Origin of the sequence: Pseudomonas sp. FG1 (assembly GCF_034313875.1) — a bacterium.
Classification (GTDB): Bacteria; Pseudomonadota; Gammaproteobacteria; order Pseudomonadales; family Pseudomonadaceae; genus Aquipseudomonas; species Aquipseudomonas veronii.
The window spans coordinates 3,719,018-3,737,040 of sequence record NZ_JAVIWP010000001.1; the positions used below are offsets into that span (position 1 = coordinate 3,719,018).

General features: G+C 61.1%; 14 protein-coding genes. 9 read left to right on the plus strand and 5 right to left on the minus strand.

All coding sequences use genetic code 11. The features are described 5' to 3' along the window. Nucleotides 1–38 precede the first annotated feature (38 nt). The gene (locus tag RGV59_RS17300) at nucleotides 39–1,880 is read left to right on the plus strand and encodes a tyrosine-type recombinase/integrase (RefSeq protein WP_102617808.1); all 1,842 of its coding nucleotides are present in this window, start codon (nucleotides 39–41) and stop codon (nucleotides 1,878–1,880) included. 934 nt (nucleotides 1,881–2,814) lie between these two features. Here the strand turns inward: RGV59_RS17300 and RGV59_RS17305 are convergent. Beyond that, entirely contained in the window at nucleotides 2,815–3,543 is a 729-nt protein-coding gene (locus RGV59_RS17305; protein ID WP_102617807.1) for an SOS response-associated peptidase family protein, read from the minus strand. Between the two features lie 162 nt (nucleotides 3,544–3,705). Between RGV59_RS17305 and RGV59_RS17310 the strand changes: the two genes are divergently transcribed. The 8 genes from RGV59_RS17310 (at nucleotide 3,706) to RGV59_RS17345 (ending at nucleotide 12,624) form a co-directional block, all read left to right on the plus strand. After that, entirely contained in the window at nucleotides 3,706–4,131 is a 426-nt protein-coding gene (locus RGV59_RS17310) for a LexA family protein (RefSeq protein ID WP_014338712.1), read from the plus strand. Between the two features lie 596 nt (nucleotides 4,132–4,727). After that, nucleotides 4,728–5,345, plus strand: coding sequence for a TetR/AcrR family transcriptional regulator (locus tag RGV59_RS17315; RefSeq protein WP_102617806.1), 618 nt, complete (start codon nucleotides 4,728–4,730; stop codon nucleotides 5,343–5,345). Next, on the plus strand, nucleotides 5,342–6,379 hold the full coding sequence (hlyD, locus tag RGV59_RS17320) for a secretion protein HlyD (RefSeq protein ID WP_102617805.1): 1,038 nt from the start codon (nucleotides 5,342–5,344) through the stop codon (nucleotides 6,377–6,379). The genes RGV59_RS17315 and hlyD overlap by 4 nt, the downstream gene beginning before the upstream one ends. Nucleotide 6,380: 1 nt before the next feature. After that, nucleotides 6,381–8,153 carry an ATP-binding cassette domain-containing protein gene (locus tag RGV59_RS17325; RefSeq protein WP_102617804.1) on the plus strand — a complete coding sequence of 591 codons (1,773 nt, stop codon included), beginning with the start codon at nucleotides 6,381–6,383 and terminating at the stop codon, nucleotides 8,151–8,153. Next, nucleotides 8,150–9,319 carry an ABC transporter permease gene (locus tag RGV59_RS17330; protein WP_102617803.1) on the plus strand — a complete coding sequence of 390 codons (1,170 nt, stop codon included), beginning with the start codon at nucleotides 8,150–8,152 and terminating at the stop codon, nucleotides 9,317–9,319. Before RGV59_RS17325 ends, RGV59_RS17330 begins: the two co-directional genes overlap by 4 nt. A 4-nt stretch (nucleotides 9,320–9,323) precedes the next feature. After that, entirely contained in the window at nucleotides 9,324–10,442 is a 1,119-nt protein-coding gene (locus tag RGV59_RS17335) for an ABC transporter permease (RefSeq protein ID WP_102617802.1), read from the plus strand. Continuing rightward, entirely contained in the window at nucleotides 10,439–11,962 is a 1,524-nt protein-coding gene (locus tag RGV59_RS17340) for an efflux transporter outer membrane subunit (protein WP_256072299.1), read from the plus strand. Before RGV59_RS17335 ends, RGV59_RS17340 begins: the two co-directional genes overlap by 4 nt. Nucleotides 11,963–12,162: 200 nt before the next feature. Next, complete coding sequence (locus RGV59_RS17345) at nucleotides 12,163–12,624, plus strand: cytochrome c (RefSeq protein WP_102617801.1); 462 nt, start codon at nucleotides 12,163–12,165, stop codon at nucleotides 12,622–12,624. Nucleotides 12,625–12,778: 154 nt separating this feature from the next. Here RGV59_RS17345 and RGV59_RS17350 read toward each other — a convergent pair whose 3' ends face one another. The 4 genes from RGV59_RS17350 to RGV59_RS17365 are packed head-to-tail and all read right to left on the minus strand — an operon-like array spanning nucleotide 12,779 to nucleotide 17,896. Next, nucleotides 12,779–13,186 carry a TetR family transcriptional regulator gene (locus RGV59_RS17350; protein ID WP_102617800.1) on the minus strand — a complete coding sequence of 136 codons (408 nt, stop codon included), beginning with the start codon at nucleotides 13,184–13,186 and terminating at the stop codon, nucleotides 12,779–12,781. Then, a complete protein-coding gene (locus RGV59_RS17355) occupies nucleotides 13,183–15,072 on the minus strand; it encodes an integrase (protein ID WP_102617799.1) in 1,890 nt (629 codons plus the stop codon). The genes RGV59_RS17350 and RGV59_RS17355 overlap by 4 nt, the downstream gene beginning before the upstream one ends. Beyond that, the gene (locus RGV59_RS17360) at nucleotides 15,069–16,745 is read right to left on the minus strand and encodes a hypothetical protein (RefSeq protein ID WP_102617798.1); all 1,677 of its coding nucleotides are present in this window, start codon (nucleotides 16,743–16,745) and stop codon (nucleotides 15,069–15,071) included. Before RGV59_RS17360 ends, RGV59_RS17355 begins: the two co-directional genes overlap by 4 nt. After that, the gene (locus RGV59_RS17365; protein ID WP_102617797.1) at nucleotides 16,745–17,896 is read right to left on the minus strand and encodes a tyrosine-type recombinase/integrase; all 1,152 of its coding nucleotides are present in this window, start codon (nucleotides 17,894–17,896) and stop codon (nucleotides 16,745–16,747) included. The genes RGV59_RS17360 and RGV59_RS17365 overlap by 1 nt, the downstream gene beginning before the upstream one ends. Nucleotides 17,897–18,023: the final 127 nt, after the last annotated feature.

Here is an 18,023-nt window from a genome sequence, read left to right on the forward strand (position 1 = left end):
GATGAGCATCTGGCCCTGACTCTGTTCAGGAGCTCGCGATGGCACTCTCAGAAATGGCAGTTCGGCATGCCCGAATCACCGGTAATGACTACACCCTCGGTGACAGTGATGGTCTCACTCTCAATGTGACGGCCAGAGGCGGAAAAGTCTGGCTCTTCCGTTATTACTGGGCGGGCGTGCAGAAACGCATGTCTCTCGGTAGTTATCCGCAAATCAGCCTTAAAGAAGCCCGTGTCCGACGTGATGAGGCGCGCGCCTTGGTTGCCCAGGGCATCAACCCCTACGAGCATCGTAAACAACAGCGACTAGCTGTTCATGCTGCGAAGGAGCACACCTTCGAAGCGGTGTTTAATCAGTGGGTGGAGTTCCGCAGGCTAAGCCTGAAGGAAGGACGCCAGAGCACGCTCTCGCAGATCTTGAGAATCTTCAGTAAAGACGTCTTGCCCATGCTGGGCGGGCGGTCCATTTACGATATCAATCGTCACGATCTGCTGGATTTGCTGAGCAGGATTGAGCAGCGCAAGGCGTTAACGACCGCCGAAAAATGCCGGACCTGGTTCAACCAGTTGTTCCGCTATGCGTTGGTGAAGATCGAGGGGCTGGAACACAACCCAGCTTCAGATCTTGATGTGGTCGCATTTCCCAAGCCTCCAGTGACGCACAATCCGTTTCTCCGAATGGACGAGCTTCCGGCATTGATGGCTGCTCTTCGAAACTACGGTGGCGCCAACCAAACTCGGCTTGGCCTTCGGTTGTTGTTGCTGACCGGTGTCCGCACGGGCGAATTGCGGTTGGCGACACCCGACCAGTTCGATCTGGAGAAGCGCTTGTGGGTCATACCGGCGGAAGTGGTGAAACAACTCCAGCTAGCGATGCGGAAGCCAGGTAAGCAGACTCAAAATGTACCGCCTTATATAGTGCCGCTGTCGGTTCAGGCGCTGGAGATCGTGCGTCACTTGCTGGACCAGGTTGTCCCCGCACAGCGCTACTTGTTTGCGCATCGAAGCGACCTGAGCAAGCGCATCAGCGAGAACACGCTGAATGGCGCGTTGCGTCGGATGGGGTATGCCGATCAACTCACCGGTCATGGGATGAGGGCGACGATCTCGACGGCGCTGAACGAGATCGGGTATCCAAAGGTTTGGGTGGATGCTCAGCTTTCTCATGCTGATCCGGACAAGGTGAGCGCGGCCTACAATCACGCGGGATACGTGGAGCAGCGCCGGACCATGATGCAGGACTGGGCGAACCGTCTTGATCTTTGGGGGCAGGGCCAGCTGAAAGCGGCTAGCTCTCCGCTTACCATCCGGTTGGAGGGTGCTGCTTCGCTGCCGTCGCTGGAAAGCGCGAGCGCAAACTCCATTCAGTTCAACGGCATCTTTCCAATGACAACCGTCTCGGTGCCCAAGGCTTCGGTTAGCGGCGAACCAGCTCTTATCGTGCCGCACCAGTCGCCTGTCGTACCTCTTTCGGTCCCGACTGAAATGCCGCATAAATCTCACGTGTCTGACATCCAGCGCGAACGCGCCGAGATGCTTGCCATCTATGAGGCCGCTAGTAATTTACCGTTAATTGTTTTCGCTAAATTGGCTGGTAAATCCCGAGATCAGATCAATCGTGATATTAAGGCTCGGCGTCTGCTGTCCCTCAGCCTGGGGAATCGTGGTCAGCGCATTCCGGATTGGCAGCTTGATCCACTGCGGCACAAGTTGGTACTTGCTGCGTTAGCGAGGTTTCCGGATACCGGTGCGTGGAGGCTTTATCGGGCGGTCTGTGAGCCTCATGAGCGACTTAAGAGGCGTGCGCCAATCGATGTGCTCACTCCGGAGAATTTCGACGCGACTGTGCGGATCGTTTGCAGCGCCCTGAGCCCAAGCTGAGTTGCTGTCCTAGCGCGGTGACAAATGGGCGTCACCGCTTGCTTGAGTACTGCTTGGCACGGAACTGTAGTCGAGGCCTGCCGACGGTGTTATGCGTCTAGTCGACCTGATTCCGCTGCAATACCGCGTGTTGGTCGCCGGCCTTCTACCATGCGTTTTAGTCGCCGCTTCGGCGGCCATCGCCTGGATGGTCCAAGGCTGGCAATACGGTCAGCAGCTGGAAAAAAAAGCCCGGCAAGGCCTAGCTCAGCGGTGAACTGGTGATAATGAACTGGGAAACCGGAAGCACTAGGAAGGTTGTTTTGATGGGAGATGCTCCTCAGCAACGGCTCATTTCCTGATCGCCCGGGCTGACCCGCTCAAGTCTAGGGGAGCAGACTGTCAGCTCCCCGGTTTGAAATCAAAAAAAGAAGCCTGGGCAACCAATGCCCCATCGTTCCAGCAGCTCAGAGATCCTGATAAGCAATACAACAGTCGCCGTCAATAAAATAACTATGTTCATTTCTTCTTCTCGCAAAGAAACTCGCCACGCTGATAAGCGCGGTGTTTGTGGACGTTGGGTAGGGCTGTTAATAAACTAAATGTTTATCGGCTCGGTCGTCAACGGATGTTTTAAGAAATAATTAAATGAGACGACGACATACACCTTAAGCCCTCCTAAAGCAGGGCGGCTGCGGTGGTGTGAGGGTATATACGCCTTTAGCCCTAGTGGCAAAGATGTCCGGTGGTAGAGGAGATTCAATAGTGTAGTTTCATAAGCTGTTAACAACACTTTACGTGTAGATCTCCTGCTCTATTTTTCGCTTAAGATTTCGTACTATGTTGTTCCACGAAATTATAATTTTGTTGAAGTGCCCGATTTTATTGGGTGCGGTAGCCTATGTGTAGGAATAAGTTTCGCAGGGCAGGTGTTACACGAAAAGTGTAAATAACACTATTTCTGTGGATCGAATAAGGAAACCGATTGGATCAGGGCTGCCCCCTGATTGCGAACATTCCCCACGGCCTGGTCAACCCCGAACCACTCGAAGACCTCGCTAGGTTCGCCCTGCAGCAGCACAATTTGTTTGGGGCGCTCTGTGGGTGTGGCGGGGTCGATCCATTCCTGCGCCAGTTCCGCATTCAGCGCCACAGGGCAGCGATCATGGATTTTCACGATGCCTCCCTGGCTGTCAGCGGTGATGATCACGAAGCCGTCATGCTCCAGCGGCTCCCAGGCTCCCGTCGGGTACTGACCGATGGCAGCGCACAAAATCGGCGCTAGGTCCTTTCGGCGGATCAAATACGGCTGCTTTTTTGGCCCGCCTTCATCCACCCATTCCAACCAACTGTTGATTGGAGCCAGTGCTCGGTGCGGCCAGATCGACTTGTAGTAAGGACCGTGCGCAACTTTCTCGACCCTAGCATTCACCGGGGTTCTATCCTTCGCCCAATGCAGCTTCGAGCCCCAACGCACCATATCGGCGTTTAGAACGTCACCCCCCTGATGGAAGAGTGCGAACTGATTCGAGGGTGCGCCGTTATAGCGTCCCAAGGGCTGATCGCCCACGGTACTGACCATGGCATTCGGCATGCTCAGCACGCGGGTGAGCTCATGGCTTCCGGTGTACTGGGAGAGTCGTCCGCGATGTTCAGCCCTCTGGTTAACGTCAGCGTAGTCCAGCGGGCGATCCGTCTACGAAGCACAGGTGAGCGGCGCACGACCGTGACCTGTATCAGCGTGGGCCTGCTCAGCCATCTGTCCGAATATTCTTACAAGAAATTGACCGCAAAACTTGTACAACGTTAACTGTATATCTGTACAGGTTTCTGGAAGTGATCCGTCATGAGCTTTTCGATTTTGGGCCCTATTGCCGAGGGTGGCTTGAAGCTGCCCTTGTGTTCGTTTCGAGTGCCCGCCGGGTTTCCATCTCCGGCGGCGGACCACATCGAAGCGCACATCTCATTGGATGAGGTTCTGAACATTCGCGCCCCGCATGTCTACCTGGTCTCAATCGCCGGGGAGAGCATGCAAGGCGCCGGGATTTTTGAAGGTGATCTCGCGGTGGTGGACCGCGCTCTGGAGCCTGCGCACGGCCACATCGTCGTGGCATTGCTCAACAACGAGCCCGTATGCAAACGCCTTTGCATTCGCGGCAGGGAGGTGATTCTCCTTTCGGAGAACCCAAAGTACCCACCGAGGTACGTGCTTGAGGGCGACGAGCTGGTGATTTGGGGCGTCATCACATGCAGCGTGCGCAGCCATGTCTAAACCCCAGCCAGTTTTCGCCCTGATCGACTGCAACTCATCCGGACCCTTACTAACCGTTAGTATTGATTTTATTCTTACAATTCAATGCTTTACTGTTTGTAACTATTTATAGATTTTTCGAGGTCCGTATTCTACTGAATCCAGCCAATGGCAAGGATCTGCATTGCGCTACTCGAAATGCTGCTTCCTTCATCGGCAGCAGTCGACGCAAAGCTGCCGGCCATGACGGACAGCAATCGACCCGGAGCTGCCGGCTGCGGCAGGCAGAAACCGGCCAGAAGCAGCCAATTCATTAACTGAATAATCTAATCTGCCCCCCTTTTCACGGCGTCCTGAATGTTGCTTGGGTGCTTCACGTGTCGCCAGGAACGCGCTGCGGTTCTATTCCGGCATACCACATGCTGCGGGCCGATTTCAGCCGAGCGCGACGCCAGACTGAGCAGACCAGGCCTGACCGTGCATAGCGACAGCCATTGCCAGCCGCCCGATAGTTATTCTGCGGCTCATCGTGATCTCCTTTTCGAGCGTTTCCTCTTGCGGCGTGCCTGTGTTGTGATAAGTTAGTAATTGATTACTTACTTCTGGAAGCGCAAGTGATGAGCGGACACCCTAAGCATCTACCAGCCGATGAGCGGCGTGTGGCCACCATCGAGGCAGTCGTCGACCTGGCTGCCGAACAGAATCCCAGCGACATCACAACCACTGCCATCGCGCAGCGCATGGGGCTAACCCAGGGCGCACTGTTTCGTCACTTCCCGAATAAGGACGCCATCCTGCAGGCGGTGATGTCCTGGGTCACGGAACGCCTGCTGGCTCGGGTGGACAAGGCCGCAGAAGGCGCTACGTCACCGCTCGCAGCCCTTGAGGCGATCTTCAAGACGCACATTGACTTCGTGGCCGAACACCCGGGTGTGCCGAGGATGCTCTTCGGGGAATTGCAGCGACCGGGAGAGTCCCTACCCAAGAAAATGGTACAGACATTGACCCGCCAATATGGCGAGCGGTTGCGTCGACTGCTCGAAGCCGGCAAGGCGCGAGGCGAGCTGCATTCAGAACTGGATGTGGACGCGGCCGTCGTCTTATTCATCGGCACAATTCAAGGGCTGGTGATGCAGTCGTTGCTGGCGGGCGATGTGGCGCGCATCCGCCGTGACGCGCCTGGGGTGTTCGCCATCTACCGCCGTGGTGTCCGCCACTCGGAGGCCGGGCAATGAAGATCAACGGCCTTTCCAACAAAGCCAAACGTACCCTCGTCGTTGCCGCCATCGTCGCGATTGCAAGTGGTTCCGGCTTCTTCTGGATGCAGCGCGCAGGTACTGATGACAGTCAGCTGCGCTTGTACGGCAACGTTGACATCCGCGAGGTGCAACTGGCCTTCCGCCAGCCTGGGCGCGTGACTGAAATGGCTTTCGATGAGGGCGATGCCATACGCGCCGGCGAACGCATGGCGGCGCTTGATGCGCAACCCTATCGGGAAGCCCTTGCGGCGGCGCAAGCCCAGGTGCAGGTTGCACAGGCGGAACTGGCCAAGCTGCGCCGTGGTCTGCGGCCGCAGGAAATCACCCAGGCGCGCGGGGCTCTCAGGCAGGCACAGGCGCTCGCCACCGAGACCGAGCGTAATTTCCAGCGCCAGAATGGCCTACTGGCATCGGGCGCCAGCAGCCAGCGTACGGTCGACGCCGCCCGCACGGCACGAGACCAGGCAGCCGCTGGCGTCGAAGCAGCCAAGGCGGCCCTGTCGCAAGCAGCCGAAGGCTTCCGCAAGGAAGACATCGCCGCGGCGGAGGCTCGCCTCGCGGCCGCGCAGGCTGCCGCAGCGCAAGCCACGACAGCCCTGGCGGACACCGAGTTGATGGCGCCCAGTAGCGGAACCGTCATCGCACGAGTGCGTGAGCCCGGCAGCATGGTTGGAAGCCAGAGCGCGGTCTACAGCCTGAGCCTGGACAAGCCGGTTTACGTGCGCGCCTACGTGGGCGAGTCGGACTTGGGGCGCATCGCCCCCGGAACTGTGGTGCGCGTCAAAAGCGATTCATCTGAGAAGCTCTATCGCGGCCAGATTGGCTTCATCTCGCCACGCGCCGAATTCACACCCAAGACGGTCGAGACGACGGATTTGCGCACGGATCTGGTGTACCGCCTGCGCATCGTCATCGACGAAGCCGATAGCGACGGGGCCTTGCGCCAGGGTATGCCGGTGACGATCGAGGTCGATGCGAAAGCCGGCACCAATATCCCGGGGGAGCGTTGAAATGCAGACAAGCCCTGCCATCACCGCCATGCCTGCTGGTGCGGGCGAAGACGCTGCCGTCGTCATCGAAAACGTGGACAAGCATTTCGGCGACGTAAAGGCCCTGCGGGGCTTGAGCGCGCGCATCTACTATGGGCGGCTGACGGGTCTGGTCGGCCCCGACGGGGCCGGCAAGACGACGCTGATGCGGATTCTGACCGGCCTCCTGGTGCCTAACGCCGGCCGCGTCACCCTGGCCGGCTTTGACGTGGTCAAGGACAACGATGCCATTCACGTCGCCAGCGGCTACATGCCGCAGCGCTTTGGTCTGTATGAAGACTTGTCGGTGATGGAGAACATGCGCCTGTATGCGCAGTTGCGCGGCATGGATGCAGACCGCAATGCCGACCTGTTTGCCGAACTGCTCGATTTCACGCGGCTCGGGCCCTTCACCAAGCGCCTCGCCGGCAAGCTCTCCGGCGGTATGAAGCAGAAGCTGGGCCTTGCCTGTGCGCTCATGGCGCGGCCCAAGGTGCTGCTGCTGGACGAGCCCGGCGTGGGTGTCGACCCGGTCAGCCGCCAGGACTTGTGGCGCATGGTGCAGGCGCTGACCGATGAAGGTATGGCCGTGGTCTGGTCCACCGCCTATCTCGACGAGGCCGAGCGTTGCGAGAGCGTGCTGTTGCTGAACCAGGGACAGCTCCTGTTCGATGGTCCGCCGCAAGCACTGACCGCGCAGCTCGAAGGCCGCAGCTTCCGGCTAGAAGACGTTGGTGCCGAGCGCCGAGCGGTCCTGACCCAGGCACTCGATCTGCCCAGTGTCAGCGATGGCGTCATTCAAGGCGCCGGCGTGCGCTTGGTGCTGCGCGACGGTGCACAATCCCGGGAGATCCAGTCGCTGGCGAATCAGGCACAAGTGCGGCTGGCACAGGTGCCTGCGCGCTTCGAAGACGCCTTCATCGATCTGCTCGGTGGCGGCCCCGGCGGCACTTCGACGCTGGCCGAGCGTCTGCCGCCGGTTGAGCTGGGTTCCGACATTGCCGTGTCGTGCCGCAATCTCACCAAGCGCTTCGGCGAATTCACCGCTACCGACAACGTCAGCTTCGAGGTGCAAAAGGGCGAAATCTTCGGTCTGCTCGGTCCCAACGGCGCCGGCAAGTCCACCACCTTCAAGATGCTGTGCGGCCTGCTGAAACCCACTGCTGGCGAAGCGCATGTGGTGGGTCACGATCTGCGCCGCGCCACCGGCGCAGCCAAGAGCCAGCTCGGCTACATGGCACAGAAATTTTCGCTTTATGGACTGCTGTCGGTGCAGCAGAACCTGGAGTTCTCGGCCGGGGTGTACCAGCTGGACGGGAGCACGCGGCGCGAGCGCATCGCCGAGATGATCGAAACCTTCGATCTGGGTGACTGGCTGTCCGCCACGCCCGATTCCCTGCCGCTGGGGCACAAGCAGCGCCTGGCATTGGCCTGCTCGCTCATGCACAGGCCCCCGGTGCTGTTTCTGGACGAACCCACTTCAGGGGTAGATCCCATCACCCGGCGCGAATTCTGGACCCACATCAACGGCCTGGCCCGCAAGGGCGTGACCATCATGGTCACCACCCACTTCATGGACGAGGCCGAATACTGCGACCGCGTGGCGCTGCTCTCACAGGCACAGTTGATAGCGCTGGATACGCCCGACGCGCTCAAACGTTTGGCGATCAGCCCCGAACGGCCCGACCCGACCATGGAGGACGCCTTCATTCACTTGGTGGAGTCGGCAGACCGCGAGATGGAGGCCGCCACATGAACGGCGCCACAAAGCACAAAGGCGGGAGTGGACCACAGCAGACCGACTTGCGCCGTTTTGATCTGCGGCGCCTGATGGCCCTGGTCACCAAGGAAAGCTACCAGGCGCTGCGCGACCCCTCGACGCTGCTGATCGCGTTCGTGCTGCCGGTGGTATTGCTGCTGCTGTTCGCCTATGCGGTGTCGTTGGATGCGAAGGATGTCCGTGTTGGCGTGGTCCTGGAGTCGCCCGGCGCATCGGCACAGTCGCTGGCCGCAGCGTTTTCGGGCACCCGCTTCCTGAACACGCACTTCGTTCATGACCGGCGCGAAGTGGCCGATAAGCTGGTCTCCGGCGACCTGCGCGGCTACGTGGTGATTCCGCAGGATTTCGAGCAGCGTCTGGCCCAGCGTGGCTGCGAGCCGCTGGTACAGATCATCACCGATGGCTCTTACCCCAATACGGCCAATTATGTCGAAAATTACGCCCGCGGCGTGGTGCAGTCCTGGCGTGCCGGGCTGGACGTTGCAGCACCGGCGCAGTCCATCGTGCTGGAGCCGCGCTACTGGTTCAACCCCGAGCTTGAGAGCCGCCGCGCGTTGATCCCCGGCGCCATCGCTATCGTCATGACCATCATCGGCACCATGCTCACCGCGCTGGTGGTGGCGCGCGAGTGGGAGCGCGGCACCATGGAGGCAGTGCTGTCCACGCCCGCCTCGGTGGCCGAAATCCTGATCGGCAAGCTGCTGCCGTACTTCGTGCTCGGCATGCTATCTACGCTGGGCGCGGCGGCTCTGGCCGTGTTCGTATTCGGCGTCCCGATGCGCGGCTCCTTGCCGGCCCTGCTGCTCCTGTCGGCGGTGTTCATGGTGCCGGCTCTGGGTCAGGGTCTGCTGATCTCGACGCTGGCGCGCAACCAGTTCCTCGCGGCGCAGATCGCGCTGTTCACGGGCTTCCTGCCGGCCTTCATGTTGTCGGGCTTCCTGTACGAAATCGACGCCATGCCCGCACCGATCCGGGCCATCACCCTGCTGGTTCCGGCCCGCTACTTCGTCGACTCGCTGAAGACCGTGTTCCTGGTCGGTGACATCTGGGCGGTATTCCTGCCAAACCTGGCGGCAATGGCGGCAATCGGGGCGCTGTTCTTCATGATCGCCAAGCGCGCCACGCGCAAGAACCTGGAGTGAAACGATGTTGACTTCCGCATTCTCGTTCACCCGCCTGCGCGCCCAGTTCATCAAGGAAGTGTTCAGCGTCCTGCGCGACCCGCGCAGCCGCATGGTCGTGTTCGTGCCGCCCATCCTGCAGTTGCTGATCTTCGCCTTTGCCGCGACGCTGGAAGTGCGCAACGTCGATATCGCCGTCTACAACCAGGATGCGGGGCGCTGGTCGCACGAACTGGTGCAGCGTCTGGACAGCGCAAAATTCATCGCCCGCGTGCGGCACGTGGATAGTCAACGGCACCTGCACGAGCTGATCGACCGGGGCGAGGTGATCGCCGCGCTCGCCATCCCGGTGGATTTCTCGCGCTCGATTGCTGCCGGCGATAGCGGCCGCGCGCAGGTGCTGGTCGACGGTCGGCGCAGCAACTCGGGCCAGATCACCGTGGCCTATCTTTCCACCATCGCCGCCGAGGTCGGCGCCGAGGTCGTGCCCGACGCCCAAGCACCAACGCCCGTGGTCGTGCGTCACTGGTTCAACCCGAACCTGGTCTACCGCTGGTTCATCGTGCCCGGGCTCGCCGGCATCCTGGCCCTGTTCAGCGCGCTCTTGATCACCTCGCTGTCGATTGCACGCGAACGTGAACTCGGCACCTTCGACCAATTGCTGGTGTCGCCCACTTCGACGCCGGAAATCATCATTTCCAAATCACTGCCGGCACTCGCAATTGGCACCGTGCTGGGCCTGTTCATGATCAGCGCAGGCGTATTCCTGTTCGGCATCCCGTTTACTGGCTCGTTTGCACTTCTGCTCGCCAGCCTGGTGCTGTTCATCCTGTCGGTGGTCGGCATCGGCCTGATGATTTCCGCGGTCAGCATGACCCAGCAGCAGGCCATCCTGGGTGCGTTCGCCATCGGCGTGCCGGCGGTGCTGATGTCCGGCTTTGCGACGCCTGTGGAAAACATGCCTGTCGTCCTGCAATGGCTGGCCCAGGCCATTCCGCTAACCCACTTCCTCATCATCGTCGAAGGCAGCTTTCTCAAGGCCATGCCGCCCGGTGACATTCTCGCCAGCCTGTGGCCGCTGGCGGTCATCGCCCTTGCCACGCTGACGATGGCCACCGTATTCGTCCGAGGACGCCTGCAATGAAATCCAAGACCCGCACTCCCTTTCTTCGCGCAACCGTCACCGGCCTGACCCCTGGGCGCGTGCGCCCGCTCGCGCTGGCCCTGTCCTGCGTGCTGCTGACTGCCTGTGCGACCGTGGGCCCCGACTATCGCGAGCCGCCGCCGGTCGACGTCGGCAGCGGCTGGACCTTGCCGTTGGCAAGCGAATCCCAGTCCGCAGACTTGAGCCACTGGTGGTCTGCACTGGACGATCCGATCCTCGACCGCCTGATGGCCACGGCGCTGGCACAGAACCTGGATCTGCGCCAGGCTGCGGCACGCATCGATGAGGCACGCGCCCTGCGCGATCGCGTGGCCGGCGAGGCATTGCCCACCGTCGGCGCTGGCGCGAGCGTCAACCGGCGCCGTCAAAGCGAGAACGGCCCCTTGCCCATCGGCTCCATTCCCGGTCTTGACGCCACGCAGACCATCTACGATGCGGGCTTCGACGCGGCCTGGGAAGCCGATTTGTTCGGGGCCAAGCGGCGCGCTATGGAAGGCGCCAGCGCCCGCCTGGAGGCGACCGAAGCCGAGGCACAGGGCGTACGCATGCGCATCGTGGCCGAGGTCGCGCGCACCTGGTTCACCGCCGCCGGCGCCCGCTACGAGTTGCACACACAACAGGCCACGCTGGATACGCTGCAGCAGACCTTGGAATTGGTGCGCCTGCGGCATGCCCTGGGCGACGCGTCGGCCGCCGACGTGGAGGCGGCGTACGCCCAATGGACAGCAGTCAACGCGCTTATCCCGGATATCCAGGCGCGCCAGCGCGCCGCGGTGCTCAGCCTGGGCGTGCTGTTGGGCACACCGCCGGAGCGGGAGCTGGCACTGCTTGATGGCCCCTTGACGCCGAGCACGCTGCGGGCGCTGCCGGTGGGCGAGCGCGCAGATATGCTGCGCCGACGCCCTGACGTGCTGGCTGCGGAACGTCGCCTGGCAGCGAGTTCTGCCGACATCGGCGTGGCCACAGCCGAGTTGTTCCCCAAACTCTCCATCGGTGTCGGCGGCGGGTTCCAGGCGCTCAGTACGGGCAATTGGTTCGATGCATCCAGCTCGCGTTTTTCCATCCTGCCGCTGATTTCCTGGCGCCTGTTCGACGGTGGCCGCGTGCGAGCCGAAATTCGGGCACGCGAGGCGGCCGAGCGGCAGGCTGCGCTGGCCTACGAGCAGGCGGTGCTGGCGGCGCTGGGCGATGCCGAGCGCGCGCTGGGCGACTATCACGGCGGGCTGGACACACTGGAGCGCCGCGGCATGGCACTGGATGCCGCGCGCGTGAGCTACGGCCACGCCAAGGCCCGCTACGCCGCGGGCGACATCGCCCTGGTCGAACTGCTGGCAGCCCAGCGCAGCCTGCACGAGGCCGAAACCGCAGCCGCGCGGGCGCATACCAACGCCGCCGTGCAATTGGTGGCGCTGTACAAGGCCCTTGGGGGTGGCTGGGGCGAGTCCATGGCTGTGCAGCAGCAAGTCAGCTGGCTCGCCACGGTGCTCGAGGATGGCTAAGCGCTGCGTTGGCTGGATTGTTTAGCGAATGGGCGATGAACATCTCAAGGATTTCGCGCCTCTCCACCATGCGCGAGTTGTCAACGTAGCGCCTTGCGTACGAAGACATCGAGCTTCCCAAGCCTGAATGCTTCTTGCACGAACATAGCAACCGTTCGTCAGACCCAAAGTCTTCATCAACAACATCAACGGAGAAACTCGTGAGTCAGCCCTTAAAACTAGGATCGTTCTTCGCCGTCTCGCTTTCCGTGATTTTGGCAACCTCCGCCACGTCACTTGGTGCGCAGTCCGTAGAGACGGCAAAGCCAATGGAGCTTCGGACCATAATGAAAAGACTTGACCATGATATGCAAGCCGTCACGGGCGCGATCTCCAAAGAAGATTGGTCATTGGTTGCCGAGTTGGCACCAAGAATTGCCAAGCATGCCGAGCCACCTATTTCGGAAAAGATGCGCATCCTCGCCTGGCTTGGAACAGAAGCCGGAAAGTTTCGAGGCTTTGATGGAAGGGTGCATGATGCCGCGACTGCCATGGGTGAAGCTGCTAAGCGGAGTGACGGCCAAGCAGTCATCGTGGCCTTCGCCAAAACACAGCAAAGCTGCCTAGCCTGCCACCAAAGTTTCCGTCCCTCGTTCGTTAAACATTTCTATGGGGAGCAGTAGCATGGGCGCACCTGTGCGGTCTGTAATAGCTTCGAGCCGGCGACGTGAGCCGCTATCCTCTGGCCGATCCCGGCCGGCGGACAGCGCATAATTGACGGTGCCATTTGAGCATTATCAGTAGCGGGTTTAGAGAATGACTGCTATCGGGATTACGTCAGAATATGCACGCGGCCAGATCAACCACCTTGGAGTCGCTCTGCTTTGCCTTTAGAACTCGGTTCTCGGCTATCAAAACCTCGTTGATGGAGGCTAGGCTGGCGACCTTGGCGCGCAGCTCCTCGATCTCCTGGCGAAGCGCGCGATTCTTCTCACGCTCCGCGCGGAGATCCTGGTGCTTCACATCGCGTTGGGCGCGACTGGAGCGCCCCTGAGCATCGCGGATCGCCTCGGCGATTATGGGGTAGTGGTTGTGGATCAGCGCCGTCGAAACGCCCGCCTCGCGCGCCACAGCGGCGATAGTGACCTTGGTTTCCCCAGTATGTGCCCGACCACGCTGGATGCGGGCGAGCGCGAGTTGCAAATCCCGCTCGCGGGCGTCCGAGGGCTTGCGTTTGGTCGTCATACTACATTCGTCTCCGGGGTGTATCCAAGCTGCCCGAGCACGTCACGGCAGCGCTCCAGGTCGCGCAAGACTCGCTGGCGGCCACCGTCACCAATGTCGTTGCAATCCAGCAACCCCTTCAGGTTGTCGTAAAGACGCTGGTATATGCCAATGTGGCTGCGCCCAATCACGGCATTTTGACAGTCGCCGCAGCGAGTCCGCTCTAATGTGTTGCCGACGCAACCGTCGTTGCTGGCGGTACACCAGGCGTGGCCATTGCTGCGGATCGCGGTGCTCTCGGCAATTGAGGTCACCATCGATGCATGGCTCTTGAAGATGGCGAGGTTTGCCGGATCGCGCCGCCAGCGTTTGATCGAGCGACCGTAGCCGCCGGCCAACGGTTCGTCCCCCATCCAGGTGTCAACGACTCCGAACTTGATGTCTTCGAGTTCTGCCTGGATGTCGTTGTACAACTCGATGTCGAGGTGCTGGCCCCAGTCCTGGTCCATGGCGTAGCCCAGCGTCATGTCCATGGACCAGTGCGCGTAGTGCTCGCGCAGGTAGCGCAGGTCGCCGAACTGGCTGTGCGCCGCGTAGTTGGCGAATTTGCGGCGGAACTGATGGCTGGCGAGGTTCCAGTCCAGCCCACCGCCCTGCGCGAACGCCTTGAGGGCATTGTTCCATGCGATGCCCGACAGGGTGCGAACCTGATTGCCCTTTGCAGGGCTCACCCCGAGAAAGAGCGCATGGTGATGCTTATGCGCCTTGGCGATTTCTGGGTCGCGCGGGTTGACCCTTCGCCGCTCGGCGATCTCGGCGGCGATCATAGCCTGATACGGCTCGGCCCAGCGCTCCATCAGGCGCAACACGCGCACGGCGACCTCGGGGATCATCCAGTCGTGGACCCCGGTGTCGGTCTTATCCGACCTGGAACGCATCCAGTGATAGATCGTTCCCTCGTCGTCCTCGGTGCGGTGGTGCGCGCCCGACTGGACGTTGGCCAGTTCGTGGTTGCGGCAACCGGAGGTGCTGGCCAGCACGATGTAGCAGGCGGTTCGTAGATCAAGGATCGCCTGATTAAATGCCCCCAGGCCGCCTTCCCAGCCAAAAGCGGCGAGGTGGCGGTTTTTAGCCTCTATGACTGTTCTGGTAACCTGCCTTCTCCGTTCTGCTGCGACGGCATCGAGGGCATCGCGTAGATCGAGCAGGGCCTTGCCGTGCTGAACCTGCTCATAGGCTCTCTCGAACAGGGTGCAGAACACCTCATCCGGCATCAGCGGCGTTTTGCCGCCCTGCTTGCGAGCTGTGCCGCTGCCGGCCATCGCATTCGCCGAGGTATCAGGCCAGGGATGCTGAGGGACTGGGTCGTGGGTGTACTGGCTCAACTCATGAAGCGCCTCGACCGCCATGAAGCGACGCTCAAGGGCGCTCTGAGACAGCGGTTTACCCTGGCTTCGGCGCGTCTGCCGGTACGCCCGACACTCGGCAACGTAGTTCGCGCAGACCATGGGGGTCACCGCGCCGAAATGACCGAGCTTGAGCGCGTTTAGATGCCGTAGGAAGGGCAGCGCATTCTCAAAAAAATTGCGCAAAGTGCTCGCTCTGGGCCGCTTATGCCCCGCGCGGCCGCGCCGCAGGTAGCGGTACAGCAGGGCCTTCATCACCTCCTTAAACGCACAGGGCACGCGGCTGAAGTCCTGGTGCCGCAAGTTGTCTGGCACGTTGCTGGTAAAGCCGTCCAGTTGCCAAATGTCGTCGCCATAGCGGCTGAGGATGACCCAGTGCCCATCGACCTGGATGGCGCTCACGATGAGTGCGTCGCGGTCGCTCTCGGGTAGCTCGCGTACTTCCCCCGGCTGTGACTCGATGTTCGCCCAAGGCAGCGTGACCACGTTGTTGTCGCTCATGCAAAGATCTCCAGCTTCTCCACCACATCGGACGACCAGAACGGGTGCGGCTCGCGGCGCGCACGCTCGCGGGCGGCTTCGACGGCCGCCGGCTTGAAAGTCCCGCGCCGCAGCCCCTCGGCCACGATGTAGTCGTCAATCAATCGAGGAATGTGCGCGTATTCCTGCGCCCAACGCCGCTTGTCCATGCGCGTGCGCTCCGCGAATACACGGAAGTAGAAGCTGAATAGGCGGTGCAGATCTTCCCCCGTCACCGCGTAATGCTTGCAGCGCAGACAGTTGAGGAACGAGAAACACGCTGCCCCTTCACGTTTCGGTGCGTACTGGCCGTTTACCGGGTCGCCACAGCGCCCCATTGGGGTCGTCTGGTAGGTCGCGCCGATGCTGCGGGTCAGTAACTCTTGAACCAGTATCTCGCCCATGAACTGCCAGTTGCGCCTCGCGTCACCGCTAGGTGCCAGATAATTTCTCCCGGCCACCTGCGGCGTGTTGCCAAGCGCGAATGCCGTGGTCGCCAGGTCGCCCGCTAGCAACTCGAAAATTCGGTTGGCGAACGTTTTGCGTAGGCGAGAGACGTTGATGCGCAGCGGCTGGCCGTCGATATCGGTGAGCCCGTGGTCGGCCACGAGTTTCTTGATCGCCAGCTTCAACGTCCCGTCAGTCAGTGCATTGACCCTGCCGAGGCCTGGGCCGCGGTGCACGCGATACAGCCACACACGCTCCTTGAGGTCGTCCGGGGCCTCCGCGCGCAGCGGTTCGCTGTGGGCAAGGACGCGCCGGATCAGGCGCTCGACATTGGTCTTGACGGTTGGCGTGGACTCCAACAGGTGTGCAGCAGCGCTCTCGGCGCGCAGCGCCACCTTGTGGCTGGTGTGCCCGCGGCGCTTCCAAAGGACCAGGAATACGCTGTTATCCTTGGGGTGGGCGCGCAGGCAATCGCGCTCCATCTCCAGCAGCGGCGTGGAATTGCGCCCGGTGTGCAGCGCTACGGTCAGCAGGGCATAAGCCAACAACTCGCCGGTTACCGGGGCGTCGTCGTGCCAGATCGGCATGACCGCCTGCCTGAGCGCGGTGGTGAACGCCTGCCGCTGACGCTTCGGCAGCGGCGTTTCGCCCTTATGCTTGCCTCTGTTTGGGAACGGGTTTCGTGGGAAAGTCGCATCGTCCCCCGTGGTGACCAACGAAATCAGCCCACGCCGGCCCAACGCGTGAAGGACGGACTTCGTGCTGGTGTAGTGGCTCCTCTGACTAGGGGTGGTGATGCCCAGTCCGGCGAGGTGGCCAAGAAACCCGTCAATTACGGCGCGATCAATGTCGTCCAGGGTCAGCCCGCGCCTGAGCGCGGTTGCGCGCAGCACTATGTAGTTGAGGAAGTGACGTAAACCACCTTTACAGATGCTCGCTACGGAACTGGCCTCGAGCCCGCCGTCCTGCCGGGCCAGGAAGCGCTCAATCTGCCGCTGGCAAGCGTAGGTGATCGAATCGATGCCCGTGCCGTACCAGGGTGCGAAGTCGAAGCCCCGGGAGCGCGTGGCATTGCGCCCGAAGGCGACCGTAGTCGTGGCCGGCGGAATCGCCTCGGGGAGAACGACGACACGACCCGCCGAGTCGCGGTTGTGCTCGACCTGCGGGACGCTGAGGTCGGTCCTGTTGAATACCTTACGTTTGCCCATCAGACCGATCCCAACCCTTCGTTCAACTCATCGTCGTAGGCCAGAACCGCGTCGTCGGCCAGTTCGTTGACCAGGTGCAGGTACACCATCGTTGTCTGAATGGAGCTATGACCGAGCTGCCGCTGCACGAACACCAGCGGATCCACGCTGCCGCGGTTGCGCTGGAGCGTGACCAGGGTATGGGTGGCGTAGGTGTGGCGCAGCATGTGGGTATGGACCCTGATACCGGCCCGCTTGCCGATTTCCCGGACGATGCGCGCGATGCGCTTGCCATCATCGGCGAAGGGCTCACCAAACTGGTTCAGGAACAGCGGCTCGTGATTGGTACGGGTGCGGCTCAATGAGGCCCGCTCACCGCGAACCTGCACTACGTAGCGATGCAAATCGGCAAGGAAGCGGCGACTGATGTAGATGTCGCGCGGCTTGCTGCCCTTGGTGCGCATACCATGGCCATCGTGTGGATCGAGGTGAATCCGGATGTTGCGCTCGTGCCTACCGGCTTTATCCGGATCGAAGATGTAGGCAAGCGGGAAAGAGGCGATTTCCTCCCGGCGCAGTCCAGTCTGAAGCCCGAGCCGAATCATCATTCGGTGATGCGGATTTTCCTGCGTCGCCAGCAGCGCCTTGATCTCATCCATGCTCAGAAACTTCGGCAGCGCCCGATGCTTGCGCGGCATGATGTCGCTCACCATAGCCTTGCCGCCGCTGGCATCGACGTGGGCAAGGAAGCCGGGAGCGCGTTTGACCGTCCGTTCCTCATAGCCAAACGGCAGTCTGCTCACCCATCCCTGCTGCTGTGCATACTCGTAGAACTTGCACACATAGTGCAGCCGTTGACGGGTTGTTGATGGGGCCAACTTGCACTCCACCAGGCAGTAGTCCCGGTAGGCCGCTACGACACTCTTGGCCTCGCCACGGTCCACGTCGCGCCAGTCAAGGTCATGCGCCTGGAGGAAACTGAAAAAGTCGTACAGCGCACGCCCCGTGCTTGGCCATGACTTCCGTGACCCAATAGCTCCACGCAACAGGTAGTGGCGAAAGAATTCATTGGCGGGGACGCAACTGTCGAGCGTGTCCCAAAGCAGGATCGGAAAGCCTGGATAAGGACGACCGGCAATCACCAAATCCTCAGTAGCCCACACAAGCTCCATCAACCTACCCCCAACCGCTGACCTATCCCTATTGCTGCTAAAGCTATTTTTTAAATCATTGTTTATAAAGCTACTTAACTCCTAACCTTTAGCAAGCCCCGGAACAACAGCTTCTACGCCAGTTGCG